Below are 23,434 nucleotides of genomic sequence, written 5' to 3' on the forward strand. Positions count from 1 at the left end.
ATGAAAACGCTAGTTCTTGCGAACCAGAAAGGCGGAGTCGGCAAGTCGGCCGTCGCCGTCCAGTTCGCCTACTACCTCGCCGACGTGCTGAAAAAGCGCGTCCTCGTGATCGACTTCGACCACCAACGCAACACGTCGAAAGCCATCCGCACGGGCGGCCTCGCCACCGTGTCCGCCATCACCAGCAGCCGCCTTCTGACCTCGAAGACCGACGCCGCGAGCATCGAGCACGCTGATTTTGTCTTGGTGCCCGGCGATGCCGAGCTTATCAAGATGGAGAAGCAGGCCGCCGAGCACAACAAGTTCGCCACGAACCTTTACACGTTCCTGGCCGACATTGCCGACCGCTTCGATGTGTGCGTCATCGACACCAACCCGAACCCGGACATTCGCCAACTGGCGAGCCTCGTCGTCGGCGACTTCGTGCTGTCTCCGCTCCAGCTCAACCAGGAAGCCATCGACGGCATCGGCGACTTGCTGAATCACGACAACATCGGGATTCGCAAGATCAAGGCGACCATCAACAAGAAGCTGGAGCTGATCGGCATCCTTCCCAACATCGTGGAGCCGACCCCCTTCCAGCGCGAGAACCTGCGCGACCTGTCGGCCGCCTTCGCCAAGCTGCTGATTCCCCTCGGTGCCGGCTTTGCCGCCATCAAGAAGACGACCGCCATTCCAGAAGCGCAAGCCGCTGGCCTGCCCGTCTGGAAGCTCGGCAAGAGCAGCGCCCGCGAAGCCTGGGCGCACATCCGCCCCGTGTTCTCCAAGATCGCCACGCAAATGGGAGTTGAGTAATGGCCCTTGACCTGTCCGCACTGGAAGAAAAGCCCGTCCCGGCCGGCCCCGCTGCCGCGCAGCCGGACGGCAAGGCGATGCGCGTCAAGCTGACCGACATCGAACCCGATCCGAACCAGCCGCGCACCGAGAAGAAGCCGGAGGAAATCGAGGAAATCGGCCAGAACATCAAGGAACGGGGCGTGAAGCTGCCCATTTCCGTGAAGCCGCACCCGACGAAGCCCGGCAAGTGGATCATCAACGACGGCGAGCTGCGCTATCTCGGCTCGGAGTGGGCCAAGGTCGAAGACATCCCCGTGGTTGTCGATGAAGACTTTGACGACTTCGACCAAGTGAACGCGAACGAAAAACGCTTCGCGCTGCGCCCGATGGAACTCGCCAAGTTCATCAAGCGCAAGCTGGACGAAGGCGTGAAGAAGGGAGAAGTCGCCCGCCGCCTGGGCAAGCCGGCGAACGCCATCACCGAGCTGCTTGCACTGGTCGAAGCGCCCGCCTGCATCGAGGCCGTCTATACGTCCGGCCGCTGCACGTCGCCGAAGACTCTCTACGAGCTGCGCGCACTCGCCGAGAAGTTCCCCGAGCAGGTGCAGGAGTGGTGCGACACGGCCGAGGACATCACGCGCCGGAGCGTGGCCGACCTGGGCGACGTGCTGAAAGGCAAGAAGAAGCCAGTCGCTCCCCTGCCCTCGCCTGCCGACGCTGGCGGCACCGACACGGGCGGCGGCGCTGGAGCTGGCACCGAAGGCGGCGACGGCGACCCGGAAAAATTTCGTCATGACGAAATTTCGGGCGGCAATCAGGGCGGCACCGACAAGCAAGGCACAGAGCCGAAGGCCAAGCCGAAGGCGACCCCCGGCACCGATGGCGGCACCGATGGCGACGACACGGGCGCGGGCGGCACTGAACCCGGCGACCTGGGCGAGTTGACCAGTTGGCCGCGTGGCAAGGCCGTATCCGACCCGGACGCCATGAAAAAGCCGCTGTTGCTGGTCGAGTACGAAGGGCGCGCGGCGGCTGTCCTGCTGAATCGTAGGCCGACCACGCCCGGCCTGATCCGCATCCGCTACGAAGATGGCGGCGGCGATGATGAAGTCGATGCCGGCCGCTGCAAGATCAACCTCTTGACGGAGAGCGACAAATGAACCGGCACAGCGGCGCAGCCGCCTTTCCCCACCCCGCCCGCAAGGGCGGAAGGGGGCGGCGTGCTACATCGTGGCCCGGCCGTGCCTGGGCTGTCCTGGCCGCGCTGATCGTCTGCGGGCTGGCCGTGGCGTTTGCTGTCGGCAGACAGCAAGCCCACGCAGCGCAGCCGGGGGAAGCCTGCGACCTTCACTTTTCCAACGGCACGACCCTGGCGGGCGTGCCCGTTGCGAAAACAGTCGAGCAGCAGGCGAGGGGACTTGCCAAGCGTGACGACGTAGGCCGAGGCATGTTGTTCACCTGGGCGAAGGCGGAACCGCGCGTGTTCTGGATGCGAGATACCCGCGTTCCTTTGTCCATCGGGTTCTTTGACGACACGGGGCTTTTGTTTGCCATCGAGGACATGCAGCCGGAAACCGACGACTACCATTTCTCGATCAAGCCAGCATCCGACGCGCTGGAACTTGCACGAGGGCAGTTCCAGGCGCACGGATTGAAAGAGGGTGTCCGACTGACCGGGCGAACTTGTTCACCGCTGTAGGCCACGTTTCGATGCCAAGCAAAAGCCGCCGTAAGGCGGCTTTTTCGTTCCCATCACGAAATTCTTCCGTGAGTGTCGGGTGCAAGACCGCGTTTCCCGACAAAAGAGGGCCAAAACTTCGTCATGACGAAAAGAGTGTGGGGGGGTGTGGGCTAATGCAGGATAGGCTAACGCCGGTAGTGTGTGCTACACTACGTTTGCACATTGACCCCCCCACCCCGATTAGGAGGCACCTATGCCGCGCAAGGCCGAGATTGGGGCGACACGAGATAGCTACGTATATCGTCTTCGCGTACCCGCTCCGTTGAAGGCGCAATGGGACGAGCATTGCGCCAAGCAAGACAAGAATCCGTCCGTGGTGATGCGGGCGCTGATGCGCTACATCATCCAGGACGACATGCCTCCCGACGTTCGCCGCTGGATTGCAGAGCAAACCGAGGGCGAGCCGGACGACGGGCCGAAAGAACGCCTTGAAGTCCGTTTCACTCCGACCGAGTTCCAGGGCATCACGGCCCGTTCCGAGGCCGAGGGCTGTTCGCCGCAGCGTTGGGTTATCAACTGCGTGCGCGCGAGCCTCACGCACGAACCGCAGTTCACGATGGAGACGACGAAAGCCCTATGGGAGTCGTCCTACCAGCTTCGGGCTATCGGTCGGAATCTGAACCAGATCGCCAAGCGGTTGAACGAAGGCAAGCCGGCGAACATCAAGACCGAGCAGATAGAGAAGCTGGCGACGTACATCTACCGGCATACCGATAAGGTGGCGGCCGTACAGGACGCCAGCCTTAGCCGTTGGGGCATCCAGGTGAAAGGGGCCGGCGATGGCGAAGCGTGAGATTGACGGCGTTATCAAGGATTGGGGCGAACGCGCGGATTACGGCCGCGTCCAGGGCCGCAAGGGTAAGAACATCGCGGGCGGGCGCTATGCCAAGGCCGCGCCGACCAAGAGGCCGGCCGGGCGTGAAAAGCTGGCAGCGACCGTGCGCAAGGCTCCCGAAGTCATGGTGAAGATTTCGGGCGGCGGTAAGGACATGCGCAGCATCAAGGCGCACATGGACTACATATCGCGGAACGGGGCCGTCGAGCTGGAGGACGAGCAGGGCAGGGTTCACCAGGGCAAGGAAGACGTGCGAGCTGTCCGCGACGACTGGCGCGGCGGTGGCATCCCCTACGAGGATGGCAAGAAGCGCGAGGCGTTCAACATCGTGCTGTCCATGCCGCCCGGCACCGACCGGGCTTCGGTGAAGAATGCAGCCCGCGCCTTCGCGTCCGAGCTGTTCGGCAATCACCAGTACGTTTTTGCCGCACACGACGACGAGAAGCACCCGCACGTTCACCTAGCCGTCAAGGCTGTTGACCTGGACGGCGTGAGGCTCAACCCGCGCAAGGCCGACTTGCAGCACTGGCGCGAGACGTTCGCCGAGAAGTTGCGGGAGCAGGGCATCGAGGCCAACGCAACGCCCAGGAAGGTGCGGGGCGTGGTGCAGAAGGCCGAGAAGCAGGCCGTCCGCCACATCGACCGAGAACACGCCAAAGGCAGGCGCAAGGCACCGGCCCGCGTGTCCGCCTCGCAGCGTGAGGCGGCCGAGCTGGAGGCAAGGGCAGGGCGCAAGCACGTCAACCCGGCGCACGACAACATCATCGCGCAGCGCAAGAGCGTGCAGCACGATTTCGGCACGGTGGCGCGGGCGCTGGCAACCGGCGACCAGGACGACAAGCGCCTAGCGGTCGAGGTTGTCCAGTTCGTCAAGCAGATGCCGCCGATCAAGACGCGGCACGCCGAGCAGGTCGAGGCGTTGCAGCGGGCCACGGTGCAGCAGGGCGGGCAGGGCGTCGAGCAGACGCAGCAGCCAGGGAAGCCAAGCCCGGAGCAGGGCAGGGCAGAGGACAAGGGGCGCGGGCGTTGATGGTGACAGGCAGATCCACCAGGTTGGTGGATTCTGTCACCAACGGCCTTGACACGATTTCGCTTATAAGGGGTCTCCTCGTTTTCAGTGCAATAAGTGACGGTACGCAAAGCTAGCACTGGCGCGGGGGTGGTCTGGGTAGACCGTTGATTTCATTGACTTTCCTGTTCGCTTTGTAAACGGGTATGGTGGCCTCCCACTTTTGAGGTTCACGATGCAGGGTTGGCACACAACGTTTTTGGGGATGCGTGGGCTCCCCCGCGATATCAGCGACTTCGAGATGAAGGCATTTTTCACCTTCGATGGTGCCGAGCGCGACGCAATCAATGCACGCCGAGGTGATTCCCACAAGCTTGGTCTGGCGCTCCATATTGGTTTCCTGCGCATGAGTGGGCGTTTGCTCGGTGCCTTTCGGGTAATTCCAGTAGCCTTGTGGCGCCACCTTGGCAACGAGCTTGGCATTGCAGCACCAGAAGTCGCCTCGCTGAGAGCCATGTATGAACGCGGGCGCACGCTATTCGATCACCAACAAGTAGCCTGCACGGTCCTTGGATTCCAGTGGATGAGCGAGCACCAGCGCCGCTCACTGGTACGTGAACTGCGCGACGAAGTGGCGCGCTGCGCCGACCGCGATCAGCTACTCGTGCGGGCGCGTCAATGGCTGTACAAGAACAAGCTGGTGATCGTGCACGAGCGGGCAATTCGGACACTGATTGCGGCGGCACTTGCCCAGCTTGAAGTTGAAACAGGCACCGCCATCGCCGCCAGCGTTGATCCAGCAACACTTGATCGCTGGCGAGCCTCAGTTTCAGAGCTGCGCCCAGATGGACAAACCCAGCAGAGTTGGCTATGGGCTGCACCGGCGAAACACTCAACCCGCCAAATCAGCGAGGTACTGGAGCGCATCGACCTGCTTTACACGCTGGACGTTCATAAGCACCTGGCAGACATCCCCGATCTCATCTTGCGCCGCTACGCGCGCCGACTTGTCTCCAGGCCGCCCTCAGCCGGAGCCAAGATCAAAGAGCCAGCGCGCACCGTGGAGGTCGCATGCTTTCTTCGGTATTGCCTGTTCACCACCACAGACCAGTTGATCCTTATGGTGCAGCGCCGGATCGCCGATCTGTGGCGTCAGGCTGCCGCCGATGTCCCCGCTACCGTCAATTGGGCCGCAATGTACAAAACGCTGCTCGGCGAACTTGTTGCCTTGAGCGCGCAAGGTGCGGTGCCAGATGCTGAGTTGCGTGCCCGTCTTGAAGCCTTGATCACCGAAACCCAGAAACGCAAACCACCGAGCAGGGCCTCCCTGGTCCGCGAGGGATTGATTGATGGAATTCGCCCCGTGCGGTCGTTGCTCGTCGCCATTGCAAAGCTGCCCTGGCAGGCCACCGGCGAGCATCCTGCCATCGAGTACCTTGCCAAGCTGCAAGCTTTATATCTCAAAGGATCCAGAAAGCTGCCAGTTGAAGTGGTGGCACCAAGTCTGGGAATGATCTGGCAGGTTTCGATCTCCAGCCCAGACCGGGAACGGGCGTTTCAGGCGTTGGAGGTGGCCACCCTGTTTGCCCTGCGCCGCGCGGTGCGCAATGGCTCGGTCTGGATTGAGCACAGCCTGAGCTTTCGGGGTCGTGCGCGCTTGTTCTTCACGGACGAGCGTTGGCAGGCAGAGTCCAAGAAACACTATGCCCGTCTATCGTTACCCAGCAAGGCTGCCACTTTCTTGAAGCCTTTGCTGGCCAGAGTAACTGCCGGTGTCGATGCGGTGGCCGCTGCAGCCCGCAGTGGCGTACTGCGCGTGGATGATGAACTCCATTTGTCGCCATTGCCCGCAGAGGACGAAGACCCAGAAGTGACCAAGCTGCGCGCGGCTTTGGATCACCGCATCGGTGAGGTTCAATTGCCGGAAGTGATTCTGGCCGTTGACGCCCAGGTGCGCTTTAGCTGGATCATGCTCGGACGTGAGCCGCGCTCTACCGACGAGCTGCTGATGGTCTATGCCGGCATCATGGCCCACGGCACCAGTCTGACTGCGGTCGAATGCGCGCGCATGATTCCGCAATTGTCTGCCACCAGCATTCGCCAGGCCATGCGCTGGGCGCGGGACGAACGGCGTCTGAGCCAGGCCTGCCAGGCTGTGCTGGAATTCATGCAGCGACACCCGATTGCCGCCACCTGGGGGCGGTCCGATTTGGCATCTTCTGACATGATGACCATGGAGACCACCAAACGGGTGTGGCAAGCCCGGCTTGATCCTCGGCGCAACACACCTTCCATTGGAATCTACTCCCATGTAAAAGACCGGTGGGGCATCTTCCATGCGCAGCCCTTTGTGCTCAATGAGCGCCAGGCGGGCGTGGCCATTGAAGGTGTCATCCGCCAAGAAAAGCTGGAGACCAGCCAGCTTGCTGTGGATACCCATGGCTACACCGACTTTGCCATGTCACATGCCCGTTTGCTTGGTTTTGATCTTTGCCCGCGGTTGAAGGAACTCAAACAGCGCCACCTCTTTGTGCCACGCGGCACCAAAGTGCCCGCAGAAATCGCTGCGGTGTGCGAAGCCAATGTCGACGTCGCTTTGATCGAAAAGCATTGGGATAGTCTGGTGCACCTGGCAGCCTCGGTCATGAGCGGACATGCCAGTGCGGTGGCAGCTCTTGCGCGGTTCGGTTCTGCCGCCCAGGGCGATCCAATCTATGAGGCTGGCGTGCAATTGGGGCGGTTGCTGCGTACGGCGTTTTTGGCTGACTACTTTGTCAAGGACGCTTTCAGGAACGAGTTGCGCCGGGTGCTCAATCGGGGCGAGGCTGTTAACGCCCTCAAGCGCGCCATTTATACCGGCCGGATCAGCCCGGCGCAGGCCAAACGTGTCGATGAAATGCAGGCTGTGGCCGATGCGTTGAGCCTGATGGCCAACATCGTGATGGCGTGGAATACCTCACAGATGCAGGCGGTCCTGGATCGCTGGTCGAACCGCCGCCAGGTCATTCCACCGGAACTGATCGGGAAGATTGCGCCCACCAGGCTGGAGAGCATCAACTTGCGGGGTGTGTTTCGCTTCCCGGTTGACCGCTATGCTGACCAAATCCTGCCTTCGCGGCCAAATGCATCGATAACTGGCACCAATGGATGAAACCGACCACGGTTTGACGCCACGAATCGCAGATTTGAAAGTGAACAGGAAAGTCAATGAAATCAACGATCTACCAACACCACCTCCGCGCCAGTGCTAGCTTTTCGTACCGTCACTTATTGCACTGAAAACGAGGAGACCCCTTTCAGCGTGTCCGACAGCTTCTTGTGACTGATCGAGAAGTACCGCTTCAACGACGGAGCGCACTCGCTCGGCCGCGTGCCCGAAGACAAGCACAAGACGGCTTCGCACGCGAGGCGCACGTCGCCAGTGAAAAGGCCATCGTCGGCCTGGGCCGCCGTGGCGCTGAACATGCCCGCGAGCGCGAGCGGCAAAAGGGCGAGCTTCTTCATAGTCGATTCCTCCTTACTGGTTGAAAACCTCGATTTCCACGCGGCGGTTCTGCGCGCGGCCAACGGCCGTGCCGCCTTCCGCTACATGGTCGCCACCCGACAGGTAGTTGACCGATACCTTCGTCGCGGGAACTCCACGGGCCACCAAGTAGTTCATGGCGGCTTGTGCGCGCTTGAGCGCGATACGCTCATCGCCAGCACTCGGGCGCTCGGCATCCGTGCGGCCCCTGACCTCGATCCGGCGAGCATTCGCCAGGAGCGGCAGAAGCTCGGCTTCCTGGGCCGCCGTGGGCTGGAAGTGTGCCGAGTTGAAAGGGAAGTGAACCGTGACCGTGTGCGAAACCGGCGCGGGCGGCGGTGCTGGATGCACGACGGCCGGCACTGCGGCCGGCCGGCGTTCCAGTTCTCGCACTCGTTGCTTCGTTTCGGCCAGATCGGCCCGGAGGGACAGCACGGAGGCGGTTTCCGCGTCATTCACCGCCGTGCGGTTCGTGCCGTCCACGGTCGGCGGTTTAGGTGGCGTCGAGCACGCGGCAAGCATGGCGGCACAACTGATGATGACCAATCTACGCATTTTGAACCCCTTAGTTGGTGACTTTTGCGAACCAAAATTATACATCTTGGTAGCGTTTGAGGATAGGCGCGGCGCTGAAATTGTCTTGCCCGACATGCGTCGAGCTGTCCAGGTCGGCCGACGTGCCGGCATTGGTGACAAACAGATCCACCAGGTTGGATGCGTTTGTCACCACACACGGGAGCTGCGCAGCGTGCCGATGGTGACGGCCGCCGCGCCTGGCTGGGCTGGCCGTGTCACCACGTCCGGGCGATTGGTGACGGATCTCGCCGGCGCCGGCGGCGGAACTGTCACCAACGAAAGAGGCGGGCAAAAAAATGGTGACATCGAGCGCGCATCGAGGCGGCCGCGGCGTCACCATCAATAGACTGGCGCTATCATAATCCGCCGGTCATTTTACATAATCTATATTATATGTAGTAGGCTAAAGCCTTGTCGCGCAAGGCTTTTTGCCGTTTCCAAGACAGTTTCAGCGTGTCGTGAGGCTGCATTCAGGCACTGCGCGAGTACGCGCCGGCCGGCATCGACTGATCCAGTCGTGCGGCCAGTGTGGCGACCACCGACGCCCGCGTGTTGTCGCTGGCCGGCAGTGCATCGCCAGCCAGCGCCGCGACCGCCTCGGGCGAGGCGGTGCGGATGTAGTGCAGCACCAGGGCCGGCGCGTTGTCCAGCAGAGCCTTTTCGAGCTGGTCGGCCTGTTCGTTCCAGAAGTCCATAGTCGTGTCTCCAAGAGTGAATTAACGGGTGCGCTCGGCGTTGCGCTCGACCTGCGGCCGGCTGCGCTCGGGCTGCTGCTGCGTGGTCGGAGCGGCTTTGTCGTACACCGGCACCGAGGGCACCTTGCCGGCCTTCTCGCGCTGTTCCAGCCGCTCGTTGATGGCCTTCATGATCGCGTCCCGCTGCTTCGGGTCTTTGACCTTCTCGGCCAGCACTTCGGCGGCGACGGCGGCCACCACCTTGGCCTTGTCCGACCGCTCAGGCGCTTTTTCAGGCTGCGGCGCGGCCTGGGTCTTGCCGGTGTCCTGCTGCGTGCCCTGGCGGCCTTTCTGCGCGTCCTGGCGCGTCTGCGTGGCCTCATGCTCGACTACGTTCTTCGAGCGCAGATCGCGGCGGGCTTCCAGCTCCTTCAAGTCCTTCTCCTGCGGCTTGAACCCGCGAACCTCTATGCCGCGAAGGTTCGCTTCCATCCAGACCTCGCGCTGGAAGTCAGGATGACCGGAAACGCGAATGGTCTTCCAGCCCTTCGCCTCGGCCATCGTCGCCATCGCGTGCGCGACACGCTCATCGTTCGACGCGGACACCATGCGCGGGCCTTTGTCCTTGAAGGCCACGCGCTGCGGCTGATCCTTGAAATGGAACTTCGCGCCGGAGACGCGGAACTGCTGGTGAACCTGCTGCATGAGTTCCACTTGCCGGTTCTTCTCGCGCTCGGTCGATACCTGTTCGGGGTAGGCGGTATCCGCACCCGTGCGCTCGGCGATGCGATTCGCGTCGTCTTGTTCCTGGGCTTTCTCCGACAGGTTTTCAACCTTGATGCGCTTGCCCTCGGCCTGCTGCCCGAGCTGGTTTTGCTCGGCCGCAAGACGCTGCTGACGCTCGGCCTCTCGCATGCGCGCCACGCGGGCCAGTGCCTCGTCCACGTCGATTTCTTCGAGCTTTTCCGGCTCGTGCGACACGACGTTTTTCTCGGTCGGATCGTCCGGTTGCATGCGGTCAAACTCGGCCTGCTTGCGATCCTCCTTTTCGGCTATGCGACGGGCGTTTTCCTCGGGAGAAAGGCCGTACTCATTCGCCAACGCCGCGCCTTTCAGCGTGCCCTTCTCGGCCTCAGCTTCACGAATTGCCTTCGCATTTTTTTCGCCGACTGCGTTCTCCAGGTCGATGTCATCAAGACCCTTGAGCTTCGCCACGGTCTTGTTGTCCATCGTGAACGACACGTTGTAGGCGGGCTGGCCGTCCTTCTCGCCGCGTTCGTACTTCACCGCCGTGGCCGGCTTGCCGTCAATCTCGATGATGCCGACAGCAGGGCTGCGCATCGAGGCGTTCAGCTCGGTTGTCACTTGCTTGAGTCCGTCGATTTGCTCCTTCAAGTTCGCATCGACTTCGGGCGCGTTGCCCTTGTTGATTTCAGCCATGTTCGCGCCCCTTAACGTTCGATGCCCTTGTCAGCCTGCTTCGCAGGCTGCGCCTTGGTCGGTGCCGGCTTCGCGGCCTGCTGCGCCGCTTGCTCGCGCGGCTCGAAAGCCTGCTTCGTCACGGCTTCCATGTGCTTCAAGAACGCGGCCCGCTGGTTCGCGTTCTTGATGTTGCCGGCCGCGTATTCCTGCGCCTGGGCAAGCAACGCTTCGGGCTTCATCGTCTCCTTCGCTTCCTTGGCCTTCGGCGCTTGGTCGCGCTGCTGGCCCTGCGCCTGATCGGCCGTCGCTTCCTTCGGCTTGAACGGGTACGCCTTCGCCTTGTCGCCCGTGTAGTGAATCTGGACGTTGAAGCCGTTGAGCTGCTTCTTCGCGTCCAGCATCGCCAGCGTGGAGCCTTGCAGCTCCACCTTGTCCTTCGGATGCACTACCGCGTAGCTGCGATCCTTGCCCACGGCCTGCACGATGAACTTGTCGTTGTTCAGGACAACGGGGCCGTAGTAGCTGCCGTTCTCCTTCGCAGCGGCAATACCGGCGCGAACTTCCTTGCCGGCGTCGTCTTTCAGCCGGTTGCCGTCAGCGTCTTTCGGGGAAAGTTTGTTGATCGCGTAGTCCCGAACTTCCTTCGGAACTTCCTCGATCTTCATCAGGTAGTCGCCCACCTGGGGGCGCTGCTTCGCGGGTTGCTTGGCCGGTGCGTTGTCGCCGGCAGGGATGGTGCGGTCATTCATGGTGAAGGCTCCTATGGAGTTCAAAAAATGCGACTTGCGGTGAAGTCGCCCTTGGGCTGCGCCCGTTTTGGTAGTTGCCGACGTTCATCGACACATACCAAATTCATGCCTTAACCAGCATTCTTCGTTGAAGGCAGGGGCTTGTCAAGCACGCCTAAATCCAGTAAAGGCGCGCGAGACTCGGTTTCCGGTGCCGGCTCATCGTCCAGCATCGGCGGTTCTTCCATCGCATCGAGGGCGGCCAGCATGTCCGCCTCGTCCGGCATCCCGTCGTCGCCGGGCATGGCCGCGTCCATCATTGCGGCCAGCTCGTCGTCGCTCGGCAGATCGTCCAGGCCGTCCGGCAAGACAGTTTCATCGTCCGCCGTGTCGTCGGCTTCGGCCACCGTCGCCGGCAGCGCCTGGGGCGCTTCCTGGGCGTCCTGGGCGGCATTCGCGTCGTCGTCGGTGTCCACGTCCACCGCGATGGCGTTCTGCGCTGTATCCGCGTCCAGGGCCGTGTCCAGCACGTTGTCCAGCTCGGCCGCGTCGTCTGCCTCGGCCTGGGCGGCTGCATCGACGCCGGCATCCGGTTCGGCATCGAGCGCGGCCAGCTCGTCGTCGCTCGGCCGCTCGCCGATGCCGTCGTCGCCGATTTCCTCGTCGTCGTACTCGTTCACGGCGTCCAGGGCGTCGAAGAATCCGTTCACGAAGTCTTCGACCTGTTCGGGCGCGATGCCTTCGCTACCGCTCGCCACCTTGAGCGCCGAAGTGTCCAGGGCCAGCTTGCGGAGGTCGATGCCCTTCTCGACATCGGCCGTCGTCAGCTCGCGGATACGCGACTGAACGACAGCTTCGTGCAAGTCCAGATCGAGCGACGGCACAGGCGAAGCCAGCTCGCCGGAACCCCACACATCTTCAAGCTGCTTCTTCGACGGCAGCTTGCGGCCGAGCTTCGCCAGCGTAGGCGACACCGACTTGAGCCGATCCATGAAAGCGTGATCGGCGTAGTAGGCGATCTTCTCGCAGCGAATCGGCTTCGTGTTTTCCAGACTGATGATTTGCTCGCGCTGGCTCATTTCCTTGAGTTCCTGCGGCAGCATCAAAGCCCGGCGCTGGCCGGCACCCTCGCCGATGGACTCGGAAAGGCTGGTGCCGCCCCGGCCGTTGCTCTTGTTCTTCGAGTGAACCGTCATGTAGCCCAGGGCTTCCGAATACTCGTTCGCGTCCCGTTGCTCCCGTGGCGTGTAGAAAATCTGGCACGCATGGTTCGTCACGAAGGTGCGCGCGTTCTCGCGGCCGTAGCCCTTCGGCGGCTCGGCTTCGAGCTGGCCCGGCGACTGGATAATCGTCAGCAGGCGCAGGCCATAGCCGGCCATGTAGCTGTTGGCCTTGTCGATGATGCCGATCCGGCCGGGCGCGGTGAACTCGTCGGCCAGGATCAAGCATTGGTATTTCAGCTCGGGCGTGGCGTGCAGAAGCTGGTTCGTGTTCAGGTTCACCAGTTGGGTGTAGAACAGGTTGATGAGCAGCTTCGCCTCGGCCAGCTTGTTGGCCGGAATGCCAAGGTAGATCGACATGCGCCGCTTGCGCACGTCGCGCAAGTCGAAGTCGTTCGCCGACGTGGCCGCGTCCACGATGGGGCTGGCCCACATCGTCAACGGCACGTTGAACGTCGCCATGATGGACGACAGCGTGTTGTCCGAGGTGGACGTGAAGCGGTTGATCGCATCGACGCATTCACTCGACAGCGGCGGCAAGCCTTCGCCGTCCCACTCGGTCACGGGAACGAGCGTCTTCGCAATCTCGCCCGTTTCCTCGTCCACTTCCTCAACCTCGCGGTAGTTCCGCTGGTTGATGATGCCTTGCAAGTGATCCTTGATCGGCTGGCCCTTGCCCGACGACTGGCGCAGCAGCTCCCCGATGGTTCGCGGCAGCGTGGGCGTCTCGCACAGGTACAGCGTCAGGCCCAGGAACAGGTTTCGCGCCGCATCATCGAAAAACGCATCGCGGCCTTCGCCCGGATAGAGCGAGTAGCCAATCGCCAGGATGTCCGTCACGCGCATGCGCGGATCGTCGCTGATGTACCCCAGGGGGTTGTATCGGTGCGTCTTGCCGTTCAGCGGGTTGCCCTCGGCGTCCTCGGCAATCGAGAACGGGTTGAACAGATAGACCTCTTGCCCCCACTTCCTGCGGAACTTGGACGTGATGAGGAAGTTTTCCAGCTTCACGTCCATTGCCACGACCGACTCGGCCCAATTGAGCAGGTTCGGGATGACGATGCCGACGCCCTTACCCGAGCGAGTCGGCGCGGCCAGCAGCACGAATTGCATGCCGGCGAACATCAGGAAGCGGTTCTTCCACTTCCCGATGATGATGCCGGTCTTGTCGAACAGCCCGGCCTTGGCAATCTCCGGCGTCTTGGCGAAGCGGGCTTCGCCGTGCAGCGTCCGCACGTCGCGCAGCGCCGCAATCGTCAGCACGATGGGCACGCCGTAGCCCACGGCCGCCGCCACGATCATGGACACCGTGAGGCGCTTCGCCACGACCGGATCGTTTTGGTAGAACTGCCAGTACGTCCACCACGTCGAAAAGTCGGTCTTGCCGAACGGGTTCGCCTTGCTGAACAGGAAGAAGACAAACCCCGACAGCCACACGATGCCCACCGTCGCGGCGATGAACACGGCCAACCCGAATAGCCACTTCACCCACTTAGGCATTTCCATATCAATCCCCTTTGGTGACAGGCCGACGACCTGGCCAGCTCGCCGGCGTCACCATCCAGAAAAACAAAATGGTGACGAACAGATCCACCAGGTTGGATGCGTTCGTCACCACCGCAGCGGCTTTGCCGCCTTTCCCCACCCCGGCCAGGGGCCGGAGGGGGCGGCGTGCATGATTGGCGACAGGCGCAGCTCCTCGATCGCGCGGGCCTGTCACCATCGCCCTACGCATCAGCCGGAGCCGGTGCGCGTTTCAGCTTCGGCTCGTACCACAGCTCGGTGATGTGGCGGCCGAAGTCGCCGTACACGTCGTTATGCACATGCACCACGACATCCACCACCATGTAGAGCAGGCGACGGATGACCGCATAGGGAAGCGTCCGGCCCTGGCGGTTCTGGAGCACCATCAAGCCCAGGCGCTCGAACGTCAGTTCGGCGGAACCGGCGTGGCAGCTCGTGATGCTGCCGCCGTGGCCCGAGGCGGCCACGTTGATGAAGTCGAACGTCTCGCCGCTGCGCAGCTCGGCCAGCAGGATGCGAGTCGGCTTCATGCGCAAGCAGCTCTTGAGCAGCGCCGCCGCCGTCACGGGCGCGTTTTCTTCTTCCTTCGCCTCGGACGGGTAGAACAGATGGACGTGGTTCGGATGGTTCGGCAAGAACAGCTCGGGCACGTCTTCAATCGTGATGATGCGTTGATCCTGGGGAATCTCCTGCATCAGCGCCTTCATGAAGGTGGTCTTACCCGAGCCGGTTTCGCCGGCCACCACGATGACCTTTTCGAGCTGGACGGCCCGACGCAGGAAGCCGACGTAATCGTGCTTTTCCTTGAGCTGCAAAAGCTCCAGCTCGTCGGGACTCAGTTCGGCGCTGATCGGCCGAATGTGAGCGAAGAAGTCTTGCTTCGCGTAGTCATCCAGCGTGCGAACCGTGAAGGACGGCTTTCGGATCGTGACCGAAATCGTTCCTTGCTCGCACGCGGGCGGCATCACGATTTGCACGCGCTCGCCTTGCGGCAGGATGGCCGAGAGGATCGGCCGCACGTCCGACACGTCGTTGGATGAGAACTTGGCGACGGCCGTCGCCAGCGAACGCAGATGCTCGTAAGTGAGAGCCGGCGCTTCGTGCCGTTCCCACTTGCAAGCCCTTTCGCACCACACTTCACCCGGCCGGTTCACGCAGACTTCCGTGATGGCCGGATCGCTCATCCAGGTGGCGAGCGGTTGAAGGTGGAAATCGACCGAAGTCGCGCGGTTCAGCGAGGCCGCGAGGTATTCACTGGTTGGTTGCTGCGACATCGTACACGCTCGAAAAGTCCAGATCGCGGGCGATGTAGACACCGACTTGCTCGCCCTGATTCTTGTAGAGGGTTGGCGGAATGTTGATGGTGTTCTTCAACGCTTCCGCCGCCATGTTTTGGGTGGCCTCGCCCGTGCTGCTGAAATTGATTTGGCCGCTGTTGTTGTTCGTGCCCTGGGTGGCATACCGTGCAACGTCATCGACCAGACTCAGCATCAGCGCGCCGCCGAACCGCTGCCAGAAGTGGTTATCAATGTAGCCCGGCAGGCCCGCGCCGCCGAGCGGATCGGTGCCTGGGGAATCCAGGTTGATGACCACGCCGTTCGGCGTCTTGATGCGCGACCACAGCACGAAGATGCGAGCCATGCCCTGACGCATGTTCGATTGGTACTCGCCCGAAATGGTCGAGCCGCGTTCGACCAGCAGCACCTTGCCGTTGTCGCTGTAGATGTTGCGCGTCACGACGCAGGCCGTCATGCCGGGCACCGTGCTATCGAGCTTCGTTTGCAGCGCGCAGTCGATGAAGCTGCCTTTCGCCAGGATGAAGTTGCGATTGCCCAAGTGCCCGGCCTTGCGCGACGGCGTGCGCGTCGAAGACAGCAGGGCCGAGAGGCCGCCACCTTCGGGCGGCGGTGCAGCGCGGCCCGGCTGGCCGCCCGCATCCGCGCCCGTGTCGCCCTTCTGCGCGACAGCCATCAGGCCCGAGCCTGACTTGTCCAGCGAAGGCGCGGGCCGTTGCTGGCCGCTGCCGCCCGCATCGCCCGGCAGAGGCGGTGCGCTCGCCTGCCCTGCCCCACTCGGCGCAGGAACGACCGGCACCGGAGCCGCAGGGGCCGGCGCAGCTCCAGGCAGCTCGGGCGGATCGGTGAAGGTGCGCGCCGGCACGGCGCTGGTGAGTTGCATCGCCTTGGCTTGCTGCGCGTCCGCCTCGCGGTCGGCGCGCTGCTTGTGCTTCCAGTAGGCCGCACCGCCGCCCAGGCCAACGACCAGGAGCAGCACCACGACGATGAGGCCACGCTTCGCAGTCGATGGCCCGTGATCGTTCACGCTCGGCATGCCGCGCTCGCCGTCAAACGTCTCCAGCTCGGCCTGCTGATTGGTTTGGTTGCTCATTCTTCATCCCCTCCAACGATTACGCGCTTCACGCCGGGAACCGTCGTGCCATCAGTGGGCGGCAGGCCGTCCACGTCGTACTTGTCGTTGTAAACGCCAACGACAGCGTTCCCCAGGCGCAAGACCAGCTCGCGGGCCACGCGATGGACGACCAGCACATCCTTGTCCACATGCGTGTTCACGAGGCTTTCCGACTTGTCGGCAGCCACGATGAACACGGCCGGGAAATCCCGGTTGTTCGGGAATTTCAGGTAGGTAAAACGGCCGTCGTCGTAGGCCATCGTCGGCGCGATGCCATCGGAGGCATCGCCGACCTGCATCGAGTAGGCCCAATTGCGCGGCGCGGGCTTCTCATCGAGCTTCGCTTGCGCCTTTGCCTTGTCGGCCGCCCTCGCCCGCGCTGCCGCTTCGTCCTCGGGGTACTTGAACTCGACGCGATAGGCCACGCGCTGGTTCTGCGGTGCCTTGCCGCTGTTGCCACCACCCGGCAGCAGCTTCAAGTCGAAGTCGTACATGCGGCGGTTCGTCGTCACCATCAAGTTGGTGTCCCACTTCCCCGCCTCGGGAGCCATCACGATGGCTTCCTGGCCGCTGCCGGTCTTGATCGACTTCGGCTTGACGTACAGGATGTTGCGCCGGTCGGAGAACTCCCATCCCTGGGTGAAGCCCGACGCGACATCAAGGATTTCTTCGTCGGCAGCGAAGACGATGCGGGCACCGAGGCCCGGCAAGGCGCGGACGATGACGACATCGCCCGCGTTGTAGTTGACGTACTGAATGCGGCCGTCGTAGCGCGACCCCACCGGCACGTCGGCCGCCTGCGCGGCCGTGGCCGCGCCGAGTGCCAGCAGCACGGCGAATGCGATCTTCTTCATTGTGCGACCCCCATTTCAGGATCGACGCGGTAGCTCAGTACCTGGAAGCCGAAGGGGTTCACCAGTCGGGCGCTTTCGCGGATCAGCGACGGATTGCGGTACTCGTAGGCGACTGTTGCCACCCACTTGGTGACAGTGCCCGGCGAGTTGGGATCATCAACGCGCTTCGTCGTCTTGATGAACCGCACGGTGCCGATGCCCTTGCCATTCGGCACGACGCTGACAATCTCGACCGACACGCGCACCGAGTTGCCGTATTTTTTATCGAGGGCGTCTTTACCCTCGAACAGCGCGGCGTATTCCTGGCCCACGCGAGCCGAGGACAGCAGGCCCACGGTGTCGTAGTCCTTCTGGAGCGTGTACCAGTCATAGGTTTCATGCGAGCGGACGTATTGGGCCAGCCAATACTTGTCCATGACCTCATCGAAGCGAACGCCCTTCGTGTCCATCGCCGTCACGATGTCCGGGACGCCCGTCGTGTTGTCCACGCGGATGACGTAGGGCGTGTTTTCCTTGAGCGGCAGCATCAAGGCGATGGCGACTACCAGCAGCACCACGCACACCACGGCGAACGTCGCAATCGTCCAGGCGCGGCGCTCCGACTTCTCGACCAGGAGCACGCGCGATGCTTCCCAATTCAAAGCCGCCTCGTGCAGCTTCTCGCCCTTGCTCTTTTCCGGCTCCGCACTCGGTGCCGGTTCAGTCGCGCGGTTCTTGCGTCCGAACATGATTACTCCCCTTCTCGTTGATTGACTGGAGCCGCTGCGGGCGGCACCTGCTTGTTGATCTGGACTCGCGGCTTGCCTTCGAGCGAAGGCACGACCGGAGGACGCGCGTTCGTGGCGCAGCCCGCGAGGGCGGCGGCGAACAGAAGAACGACAGATACCCGTTTCATGTTGGTGTCCCTAAGTGAAATGAATCGGCACGCCAGAATATACCATATTCACAACCAAAGTGCCCTATTTTGGTTGCGCGAAGACGAAAAAAAGCCGCCCTGTTTCGGTGAAAACAGGGCGGCCGTTGGTGGCCGCCGTGGCCTCTTACTGCTTCACCGTGCCGCCCGAGGCGCGGCCCCAGTTCTTGCCCATGTTCTGCATCACATGCTGGCGATAGGCCGGGTTCCACATCGTGTTGCCGGCCACCAGATGGTTGGCCCGGCGAGCCGTGACCATCATCCCGGACTGCATATCGCGGCGCGTCGTCATCGGGTTCACCATGTTGCCGACGCCCTTCGCACCACGCAGACCACCCGTGACGGGCATCGCCAAATGGCGAATGCCCATCGCTGCCATCGAGACGCCACCGGCAAGGCCGGAGGCTATGCCGCCTGCCTGCAAGATGATCCACACCAGGACGCCCGTCAGCGCGCCGATTTGCAGCGCCGCGAACATCGGGTTCGAGTCGCCGCTACCGGAGAAGTCCGCGCCCGCGATGAAGGCGTCGTATGCCCGCATGGCAAACGTCATGATGATTGCCATGATGACGATGGTCAGGATGTAGTTCATCGCCTGCCCAAACCAGGAATCGAAGAACTTCGCCGTGGCCGGGAACATCAAGGCCAGGATGAACAGCGGCCCCAGGGCGAACACAATCGCCAGCGAGAACTTGGCGACGATGACCACCGCGCCGCCGAGCATCGACACCAGGACGGTGCCGAGCGCCACGACCACGCCGGCAATGGCCCAGCCGAGCACAGCGCCGAAGTTCCAGCCGGCCTCGTCGGCCTTCTGGAAGCACTGCGCGACGATTTCCAGCCCTTTGCCCAGGGACTGGTCGAGCACCTGATAGATGTTCGCGGCGGGCGGCCCGCCCGACGTGTTCATCGCGTCAGCCAAGCCCGTTTCCAGGCCGTTGAGCGCGCCCATCACCCCGTTGGCGTATCCGTCCACCGTGAGCGCAAAGGCCGCGATGATGACGATCTTCACGCACTGCTTGACGAACGTCCAAAACGGCGACTCAATCGCGCCCGTGCTGATGGCGTAGCCGGTCAGCACGATGTAGAGCGTCACGCCAGTGATGGCGATCATTTGCAGCGCGTACATCAAGTTCGTGGCGGCCGGTGTCACGAACGCATTGGTAGCGTTCTGCACTGTCTCGCCGATGAACTGAAAAACCATCGGGTCCATAAGTCACCGTCCTATTTGTTGTTGCCCTCGGTCTTGGCCGGAGCGGCCGAAGACGGAGCGGAAAGAGGCGCTACCTTGATCGCCCCGCCGCGTGCGCTCCAGGTCGAAGACGAATCGGCGCGGCTGGCGTTGACGCAGTTGGGCGTTGCGGCCAGCTCGCCAGGGTTCGACTTGCACTTGGCGAGCTGCGCTTCGCGCTCGGCCTTGTGCTCCTTGAACCACTCGACCGTTTGCACGACCTCCTGCGGCTTGTCTTCCTTGCAGCCGGCCAGGGCCAGGGCCGCGACTGCTGCAAGCATCATCACTACGTTTTTCTTCATCGGTCACTCTCCTATCGTTGGTGACGGGGCCGAGCTGGCCAGGTCGAAAAGTTGTCACCAAAGGATGGTGACGCAAGACGCCGGCGAGATCCTCGCCGGCGTCACCATTGCCATTACGGCGTGCCGAACGTGATCGGCGTTGCCTGAATGCCCTTGCGGGCCGCCCAGGTGCGGGCCTGCAATTCACGCTGCTGCTGCTGCTGAATCTTGTCCTCGGCCTGGGCCACCATCGCGTAAAGCTGGAGCTTCGTTTGCTCGTTCTGGATCATTGCCTGTTCGGCGGCGATCCGGCCTTGCAGCTCGGCGATGGCCTTCGGGTCGGGCGTGTCGTTGATCTTCGCCATGAGGCTGTCAATCTGGTTGAGCCGCGACTTCGCCTTGTCGTAGGCATCCAGGGCGAAAGCCTGATCCTGGGCCGACTTCACGGCCCGCGCCTCGCACAGCTTCTTCTGGTCGCTGACCGTGATGTGCGCGCACGAGTCGAAAATCTTCGACTGCGAGTAGATCGAGGCCGCCCGGCCGCTCAGGCCGGCATAGCCGCCCGTTTTCACCGAGTCATAGACGCCTTGCCAGTCACTCGGCAGGTAATCGCGCAGCGCCGGGTTGTTCAGGATATTGCCCAGGCCGCGAGAGCCAGTCAGGGACTGGTACTGCTGTTTCATCTGGTCGATTTGGCTAACCATTTGGTCATATTGCATCTTCCACTTCGCCATCGTCTCGATTTGTTGCTGGATGCTGTTGGCGATGGAAGCGCCATCCGTTACCGGGATTTGCGCGCTGGCCGCGCCCGCCATCGTGATGGCGAGCGCAGCGACAAGAGCCTTCATCTTCATGATTTCACCTTTCTTGCTGCTTAGAGGACGCCACCCGTGCCTTGCGGCGCTGGTGGAACACGGGAACCCACACTTCCGGGTCATCGCCGACTTCGGCGAGAATTTCATCGAGCAGTTCGACGTTATCGGAGCTGCCCGACAAAATGGCGAGTTCATCGCCGAAGCTAATTACCGTGTTCCCGTCAGCGTCCTTAACGTCGCTCAGATCGAAGCGGCCGATCATCGACTGATGGCCTTGCTTCACCAGGAACATGCGGCTTTCTTCACCCATCGTCTTGATGATTTCAAACTCCGAGGGCGTGCATTTGAAGCCCTCGGTGTATTCGGTGAAGTCCGCCTTCGGGTTAGGCAGGTAGATTTCCGTCGCCACCTGTTGCACCAGGGACGCGGCAATCTTCGACTTCAACATGCTGCTAGGCATTTGCGTAGCGAACACGCCGAGGCCGTTTTGCTTGCGAATGGTCAATTGCTTGTCGCCCGCGAAGTCCGCGAACGCCTCGGCATCGACCCACTTCCAAGCCTCGTCCATGAAATAGACGAAGCGGCGGCCGTCGATGACCGAATCCATGCGATGCAGCAGGTACATGGAAATCGGCGTCCGCACGTCGTTGTTGTCCAGGAAGTGCGTGCCGTCGAAGCCATAGTTCGCGTGCGTGGTGAAGTCGATGAGGTCGGTCGCGTTGTCCAGCACCCACCAGAACGGGCCACGCTTGCCGTGGCCGTCATCGACGCACCACCGCGCGAGGCGCTTCGCCACGCTGTTTTCGCGGTCTTCCTTGTCGGTGCCCTCGGTGATGTTCTGCAACACCACCGACAGCCGGCGAATCTCCTTCGGCATCTTCATGACGGTTCGCACCGCATGACTGATGCGCGCATCGTCCGCCGTGGTGACGCGCTCGCCACCGGCCGACACCAGGACGCGAATCAGCTTCTCCAGGAACAGGATGTTCGTCTCGTTGGCTTCCATCTGGAACGGATTGAAGCCGGTCGGCTGGCCGTTCCTGACGGCCAGATACTTGCCGCCGATGGCGCGAATCAGCAGCTCCGCGCCGCGATCCTTGTCGAAGAACACCGTCGTGAAGCCGACAGGCGAGCGCGGCTTGTATTTCTGCGACTGGCACAGAAGCATGTTCAGCAGCACCGTCTTACCCGCACCGGACTGGCCGATGACGCGGGTATTGCCGAGCACCTTCTTGTCGAAGGCGTCTTCGTCGCCCTTCGAGTAGTGGAAGTTGAAATACAGCGGCTGGCCCGAAGGCGTCTTGAACAGCGTCACGGCCTGCCCCCACGGGTTGCCGTCGCGCTTGCCCGCGCGGAAGTTGTGGAAGCTGCACAGGCCCGCAAAGTTCTTGCTGGTCAGGCCGGCCACGCGCGGCCGGTACGACCAATTGCAAGGCAATTGCGCGTAGAAAGCCGAGTCGGTCGCCGTGGCGATCAAGGCGGACAGAAAACCCCTGTCCTGAATGATCGTCATGGCCGACGTGGTGTTGCGGCGCACCTTCTCGACCGTCTCGCCGAAGACCAGCAGCGAGTAGTGGTACTCGCCCATGACGAACTGACCTTGAATCAGCTCGTCAATGGCCTGCGTCATTTCCGCGATTTGCGTCGCGCTGCCGTCCTCGGCGTTCATCAACTGGCGTTGCTGCCGCTCCAGAAAGTCCTTGCCGTCGCGCTTGCTCATGAAGCTGAACGACTGCGTGATGACGTACTCGTAATCCTCGTACAGCAGACCGTTCAAGATGCCCGGCTCGGTGTGCGCCGAGTAGTCCTTGAAGTCGATGCCCATCGCGTAGCGCGTCTTCGTCGGCGAGCGGATTTCGATAGTCTCCGCGCCCACGAACACCCAGGCCGTGCCCAGGTAAGCGTTCAGCGGCCCGGCCGGCACGCGCACCTTCTGCCACTCGCCGGACACCAGGAAGTTCAAGAACTCCAGCGCCTGCGAGCACACGATGCCGTTCTCGTCCTCATAGGTGCGCAGTTCCTCGATGCCGGTTTTCTCGTCGGTGCCGTAGCGGCGCATGCTGGCCTCGACCTGATAGGCGATGTCGTCCAGCTTGCGGATGGCCGCCTTCTGATCCTTGAGGATTTCATCGACGGTGCGCCGCGCCGACTTCGCCATCGCCTTGCCGATCCGCGAGGGATTCGGCCGGTAGATGACCGTCAGATACAGCTCGTTCGCCATCATGCGATAGCCCACGAAGCTGTCGTAATACTTGCGATCCAGCTCGCGGCAAAAGTCGTTGTCGTACACGCCCTTGAGCCTGTCCGACGTGCGGCGGCGGACGTTGTGCGTCCACAGCGCCACGTTGCTGGTAGCGATGGAGCGCAGCAGCGTGTTGAGCTGTTCCTTGCGCCGCAGAATCTCGTCCGGCTCTGCCGTCTCGAAGCTGATGCCGGCCACGCGCCACACGCGCAGGAAATCGCCCTGCGTCGTGACGATGGTGTTCGGCGACACATGGCTGCTGTAAGGAATGAAGGGCGCAACCGCCCTTTCATTGTTCACTTGGTCGAAGTATTTAGGTTTTGGCAGGGCAGACATAAGTCCCTCTCACTTGCGTTTCGTGAAGGCAATCGGGCTGTAGGCCGATGCCTTCCAGAAGCGCCCGTTCTTGTTGCGGTTGATGACCCGGAACACGAATTTCAGGCCCAAGAGCCTGAATTGTTGATCGTCCGATTTGGCGATGATCCGCATCGTTATCACGATGGGAATCAGCGTGAAGGCGAACAGGATCGTCGTCCACACGCTGATGAGAACCACCACCCCGCCGACCACTGCGAGCGGCACCAACGGGACGCCGAACAGCATGGCCGGCCGGGTGCAACCCTTGAACAGCGGATCGCGCGGATCGAAGTCATCCATTGG

At 62.3% G+C, this 23,434-nt stretch carries 21 protein-coding genes; 6 read left to right on the top strand and 15 right to left on the bottom strand.

Annotated elements, in window-relative coordinates; translation table 11 throughout:
• From G3W89_RS32670 to G3W89_RS32695, 6 genes are all read left to right on the top strand, one after another.
• A partial coding sequence (locus tag G3W89_RS32670) for a ParA family protein (RefSeq protein ID WP_070697983.1) occupies positions 1-795 on the top strand: 795 nt, incomplete at its 5' end.
• Complete coding sequence (locus G3W89_RS32675; RefSeq protein WP_159597431.1) at positions 795-1,937, top strand: ParB/RepB/Spo0J family partition protein; 1,143 nt, start codon at positions 795-797, stop codon at positions 1,935-1,937. The genes G3W89_RS32670 and G3W89_RS32675, both read left to right, overlap by 1 nt.
• The gene (locus G3W89_RS32680; RefSeq protein ID WP_159609098.1) at positions 1,934-2,476 is read left to right on the top strand and encodes a DUF192 domain-containing protein; all 543 of its coding nucleotides are present in this window, start codon (positions 1,934-1,936) and stop codon (positions 2,474-2,476) included. Before G3W89_RS32675 ends, G3W89_RS32680 begins: the two co-directional genes overlap by 4 nt.
• Positions 2,477-2,711: 235 nt before the next feature.
• Entirely contained in the window at positions 2,712-3,311 is a 600-nt protein-coding gene (locus tag G3W89_RS32685; RefSeq protein WP_070697986.1) for a plasmid mobilization protein, read from the top strand.
• A complete protein-coding gene (locus G3W89_RS32690) occupies positions 3,298-4,383 on the top strand; it encodes a relaxase/mobilization nuclease domain-containing protein (RefSeq protein WP_159597432.1) in 1,086 nt (361 codons plus the stop codon). The genes G3W89_RS32685 and G3W89_RS32690 overlap by 14 nt, the downstream gene beginning before the upstream one ends.
• Positions 4,384-4,597: 214 nt before the next feature.
• On the top strand, positions 4,598-7,513 hold the full coding sequence (locus G3W89_RS32695; RefSeq protein ID WP_003158660.1) for a Tn3-like element IS1071 family transposase: 2,916 nt from the start codon (positions 4,598-4,600) through the stop codon (positions 7,511-7,513).
• A gap of 116 nt (positions 7,514-7,629) precedes the next feature.
• On the opposite strand, the gene G3W89_RS32700 is transcribed toward G3W89_RS32695, so the two are convergent.
• From G3W89_RS32700 to G3W89_RS32770, 15 genes are all read right to left on the bottom strand, one after another.
• Positions 7,630-7,866, bottom strand: coding sequence for a TrbM/KikA/MpfK family conjugal transfer protein (locus tag G3W89_RS32700; RefSeq protein WP_159597444.1), 237 nt, complete (start codon positions 7,864-7,866; stop codon positions 7,630-7,632).
• Between the two features lie 13 nt (positions 7,867-7,879).
• Positions 7,880-8,431, bottom strand: coding sequence for an OmpA family protein (locus G3W89_RS32705; protein ID WP_159597445.1), 552 nt, complete (start codon positions 8,429-8,431; stop codon positions 7,880-7,882).
• 500 nt (positions 8,432-8,931) lie between these two features.
• A complete protein-coding gene (locus G3W89_RS32710; protein ID WP_070697993.1) occupies positions 8,932-9,156 on the bottom strand; it encodes a hypothetical protein in 225 nt (74 codons plus the stop codon).
• 21 nt (positions 9,157-9,177) lie between these two features.
• Entirely contained in the window at positions 9,178-10,575 is a 1,398-nt protein-coding gene (locus tag G3W89_RS32715) for an LPD7 domain-containing protein (RefSeq protein WP_159609101.1), read from the bottom strand.
• A gap of 11 nt (positions 10,576-10,586) precedes the next feature.
• A complete protein-coding gene (locus tag G3W89_RS32720; protein ID WP_159597447.1) occupies positions 10,587-11,306 on the bottom strand; it encodes a KfrB domain-containing protein in 720 nt (239 codons plus the stop codon).
• 110 nt (positions 11,307-11,416) lie between these two features.
• On the bottom strand, positions 11,417-14,011 hold the full coding sequence (locus G3W89_RS32725) for a type IV secretory system conjugative DNA transfer family protein (RefSeq protein ID WP_159597448.1): 2,595 nt from the start codon (positions 14,009-14,011) through the stop codon (positions 11,417-11,419).
• A 221-nt stretch (positions 14,012-14,232) separates the two neighbouring features.
• Entirely contained in the window at positions 14,233-15,303 is a 1,071-nt protein-coding gene (gene virB11, locus G3W89_RS32730; protein ID WP_159597449.1) for a P-type DNA transfer ATPase VirB11, read from the bottom strand.
• Complete coding sequence (virB10, locus tag G3W89_RS32735; protein WP_442907309.1) at positions 15,281-16,360, bottom strand: type IV secretion system protein VirB10; 1,080 nt, start codon at positions 16,358-16,360, stop codon at positions 15,281-15,283. Before virB10 ends, virB11 begins: the two co-directional genes overlap by 23 nt.
• Positions 16,361-16,413: 53 nt before the next feature.
• Positions 16,414-17,292 (bottom strand): P-type conjugative transfer protein VirB9, encoded by an 879-nt coding sequence (gene virB9 / locus G3W89_RS32740; protein ID WP_046532891.1) that lies wholly within the window; start codon positions 17,290-17,292, stop codon positions 16,414-16,416.
• A complete protein-coding gene (locus G3W89_RS32745) occupies positions 17,289-18,020 on the bottom strand; it encodes a virB8 family protein (RefSeq protein ID WP_159597450.1) in 732 nt (243 codons plus the stop codon). The genes virB9 and G3W89_RS32745 overlap by 4 nt, the downstream gene beginning before the upstream one ends.
• A 312-nt stretch (positions 18,021-18,332) precedes the next feature.
• Positions 18,333-19,418: a type IV secretion system protein gene (locus G3W89_RS32750; RefSeq protein WP_159597451.1), complete on the bottom strand. Its 1,086-nt coding sequence runs from the start codon at positions 19,416-19,418 to the stop codon at positions 18,333-18,335.
• An 11-nt stretch (positions 19,419-19,429) separates the two neighbouring features.
• Entirely contained in the window at positions 19,430-19,738 is a 309-nt protein-coding gene (locus G3W89_RS32755) for an EexN family lipoprotein (RefSeq protein WP_070698001.1), read from the bottom strand.
• Between the two features lie 113 nt (positions 19,739-19,851).
• Positions 19,852-20,571, bottom strand: coding sequence for a P-type DNA transfer protein VirB5 (gene virB5 / locus G3W89_RS32760; RefSeq protein ID WP_159597452.1), 720 nt, complete (start codon positions 20,569-20,571; stop codon positions 19,852-19,854).
• A 4-nt stretch (positions 20,572-20,575) separates the two neighbouring features.
• Positions 20,576-23,110: a VirB4 family type IV secretion/conjugal transfer ATPase gene (locus G3W89_RS32765; RefSeq protein WP_159597453.1), complete on the bottom strand. Its 2,535-nt coding sequence runs from the start codon at positions 23,108-23,110 to the stop codon at positions 20,576-20,578.
• A gap of 9 nt (positions 23,111-23,119) precedes the next feature.
• Positions 23,120-23,431, bottom strand: coding sequence for a type IV secretion system protein VirB3 (locus tag G3W89_RS32770; protein WP_070698004.1), 312 nt, complete (start codon positions 23,429-23,431; stop codon positions 23,120-23,122).
• Between the last annotated feature and the right edge of the window lie 3 nt (positions 23,432-23,434).

It is taken from the genome of Variovorax sp. PBL-H6 (assembly GCF_901827155.1).
Classification (GTDB): domain Bacteria; phylum Pseudomonadota; class Gammaproteobacteria; order Burkholderiales; family Burkholderiaceae_C; genus Variovorax.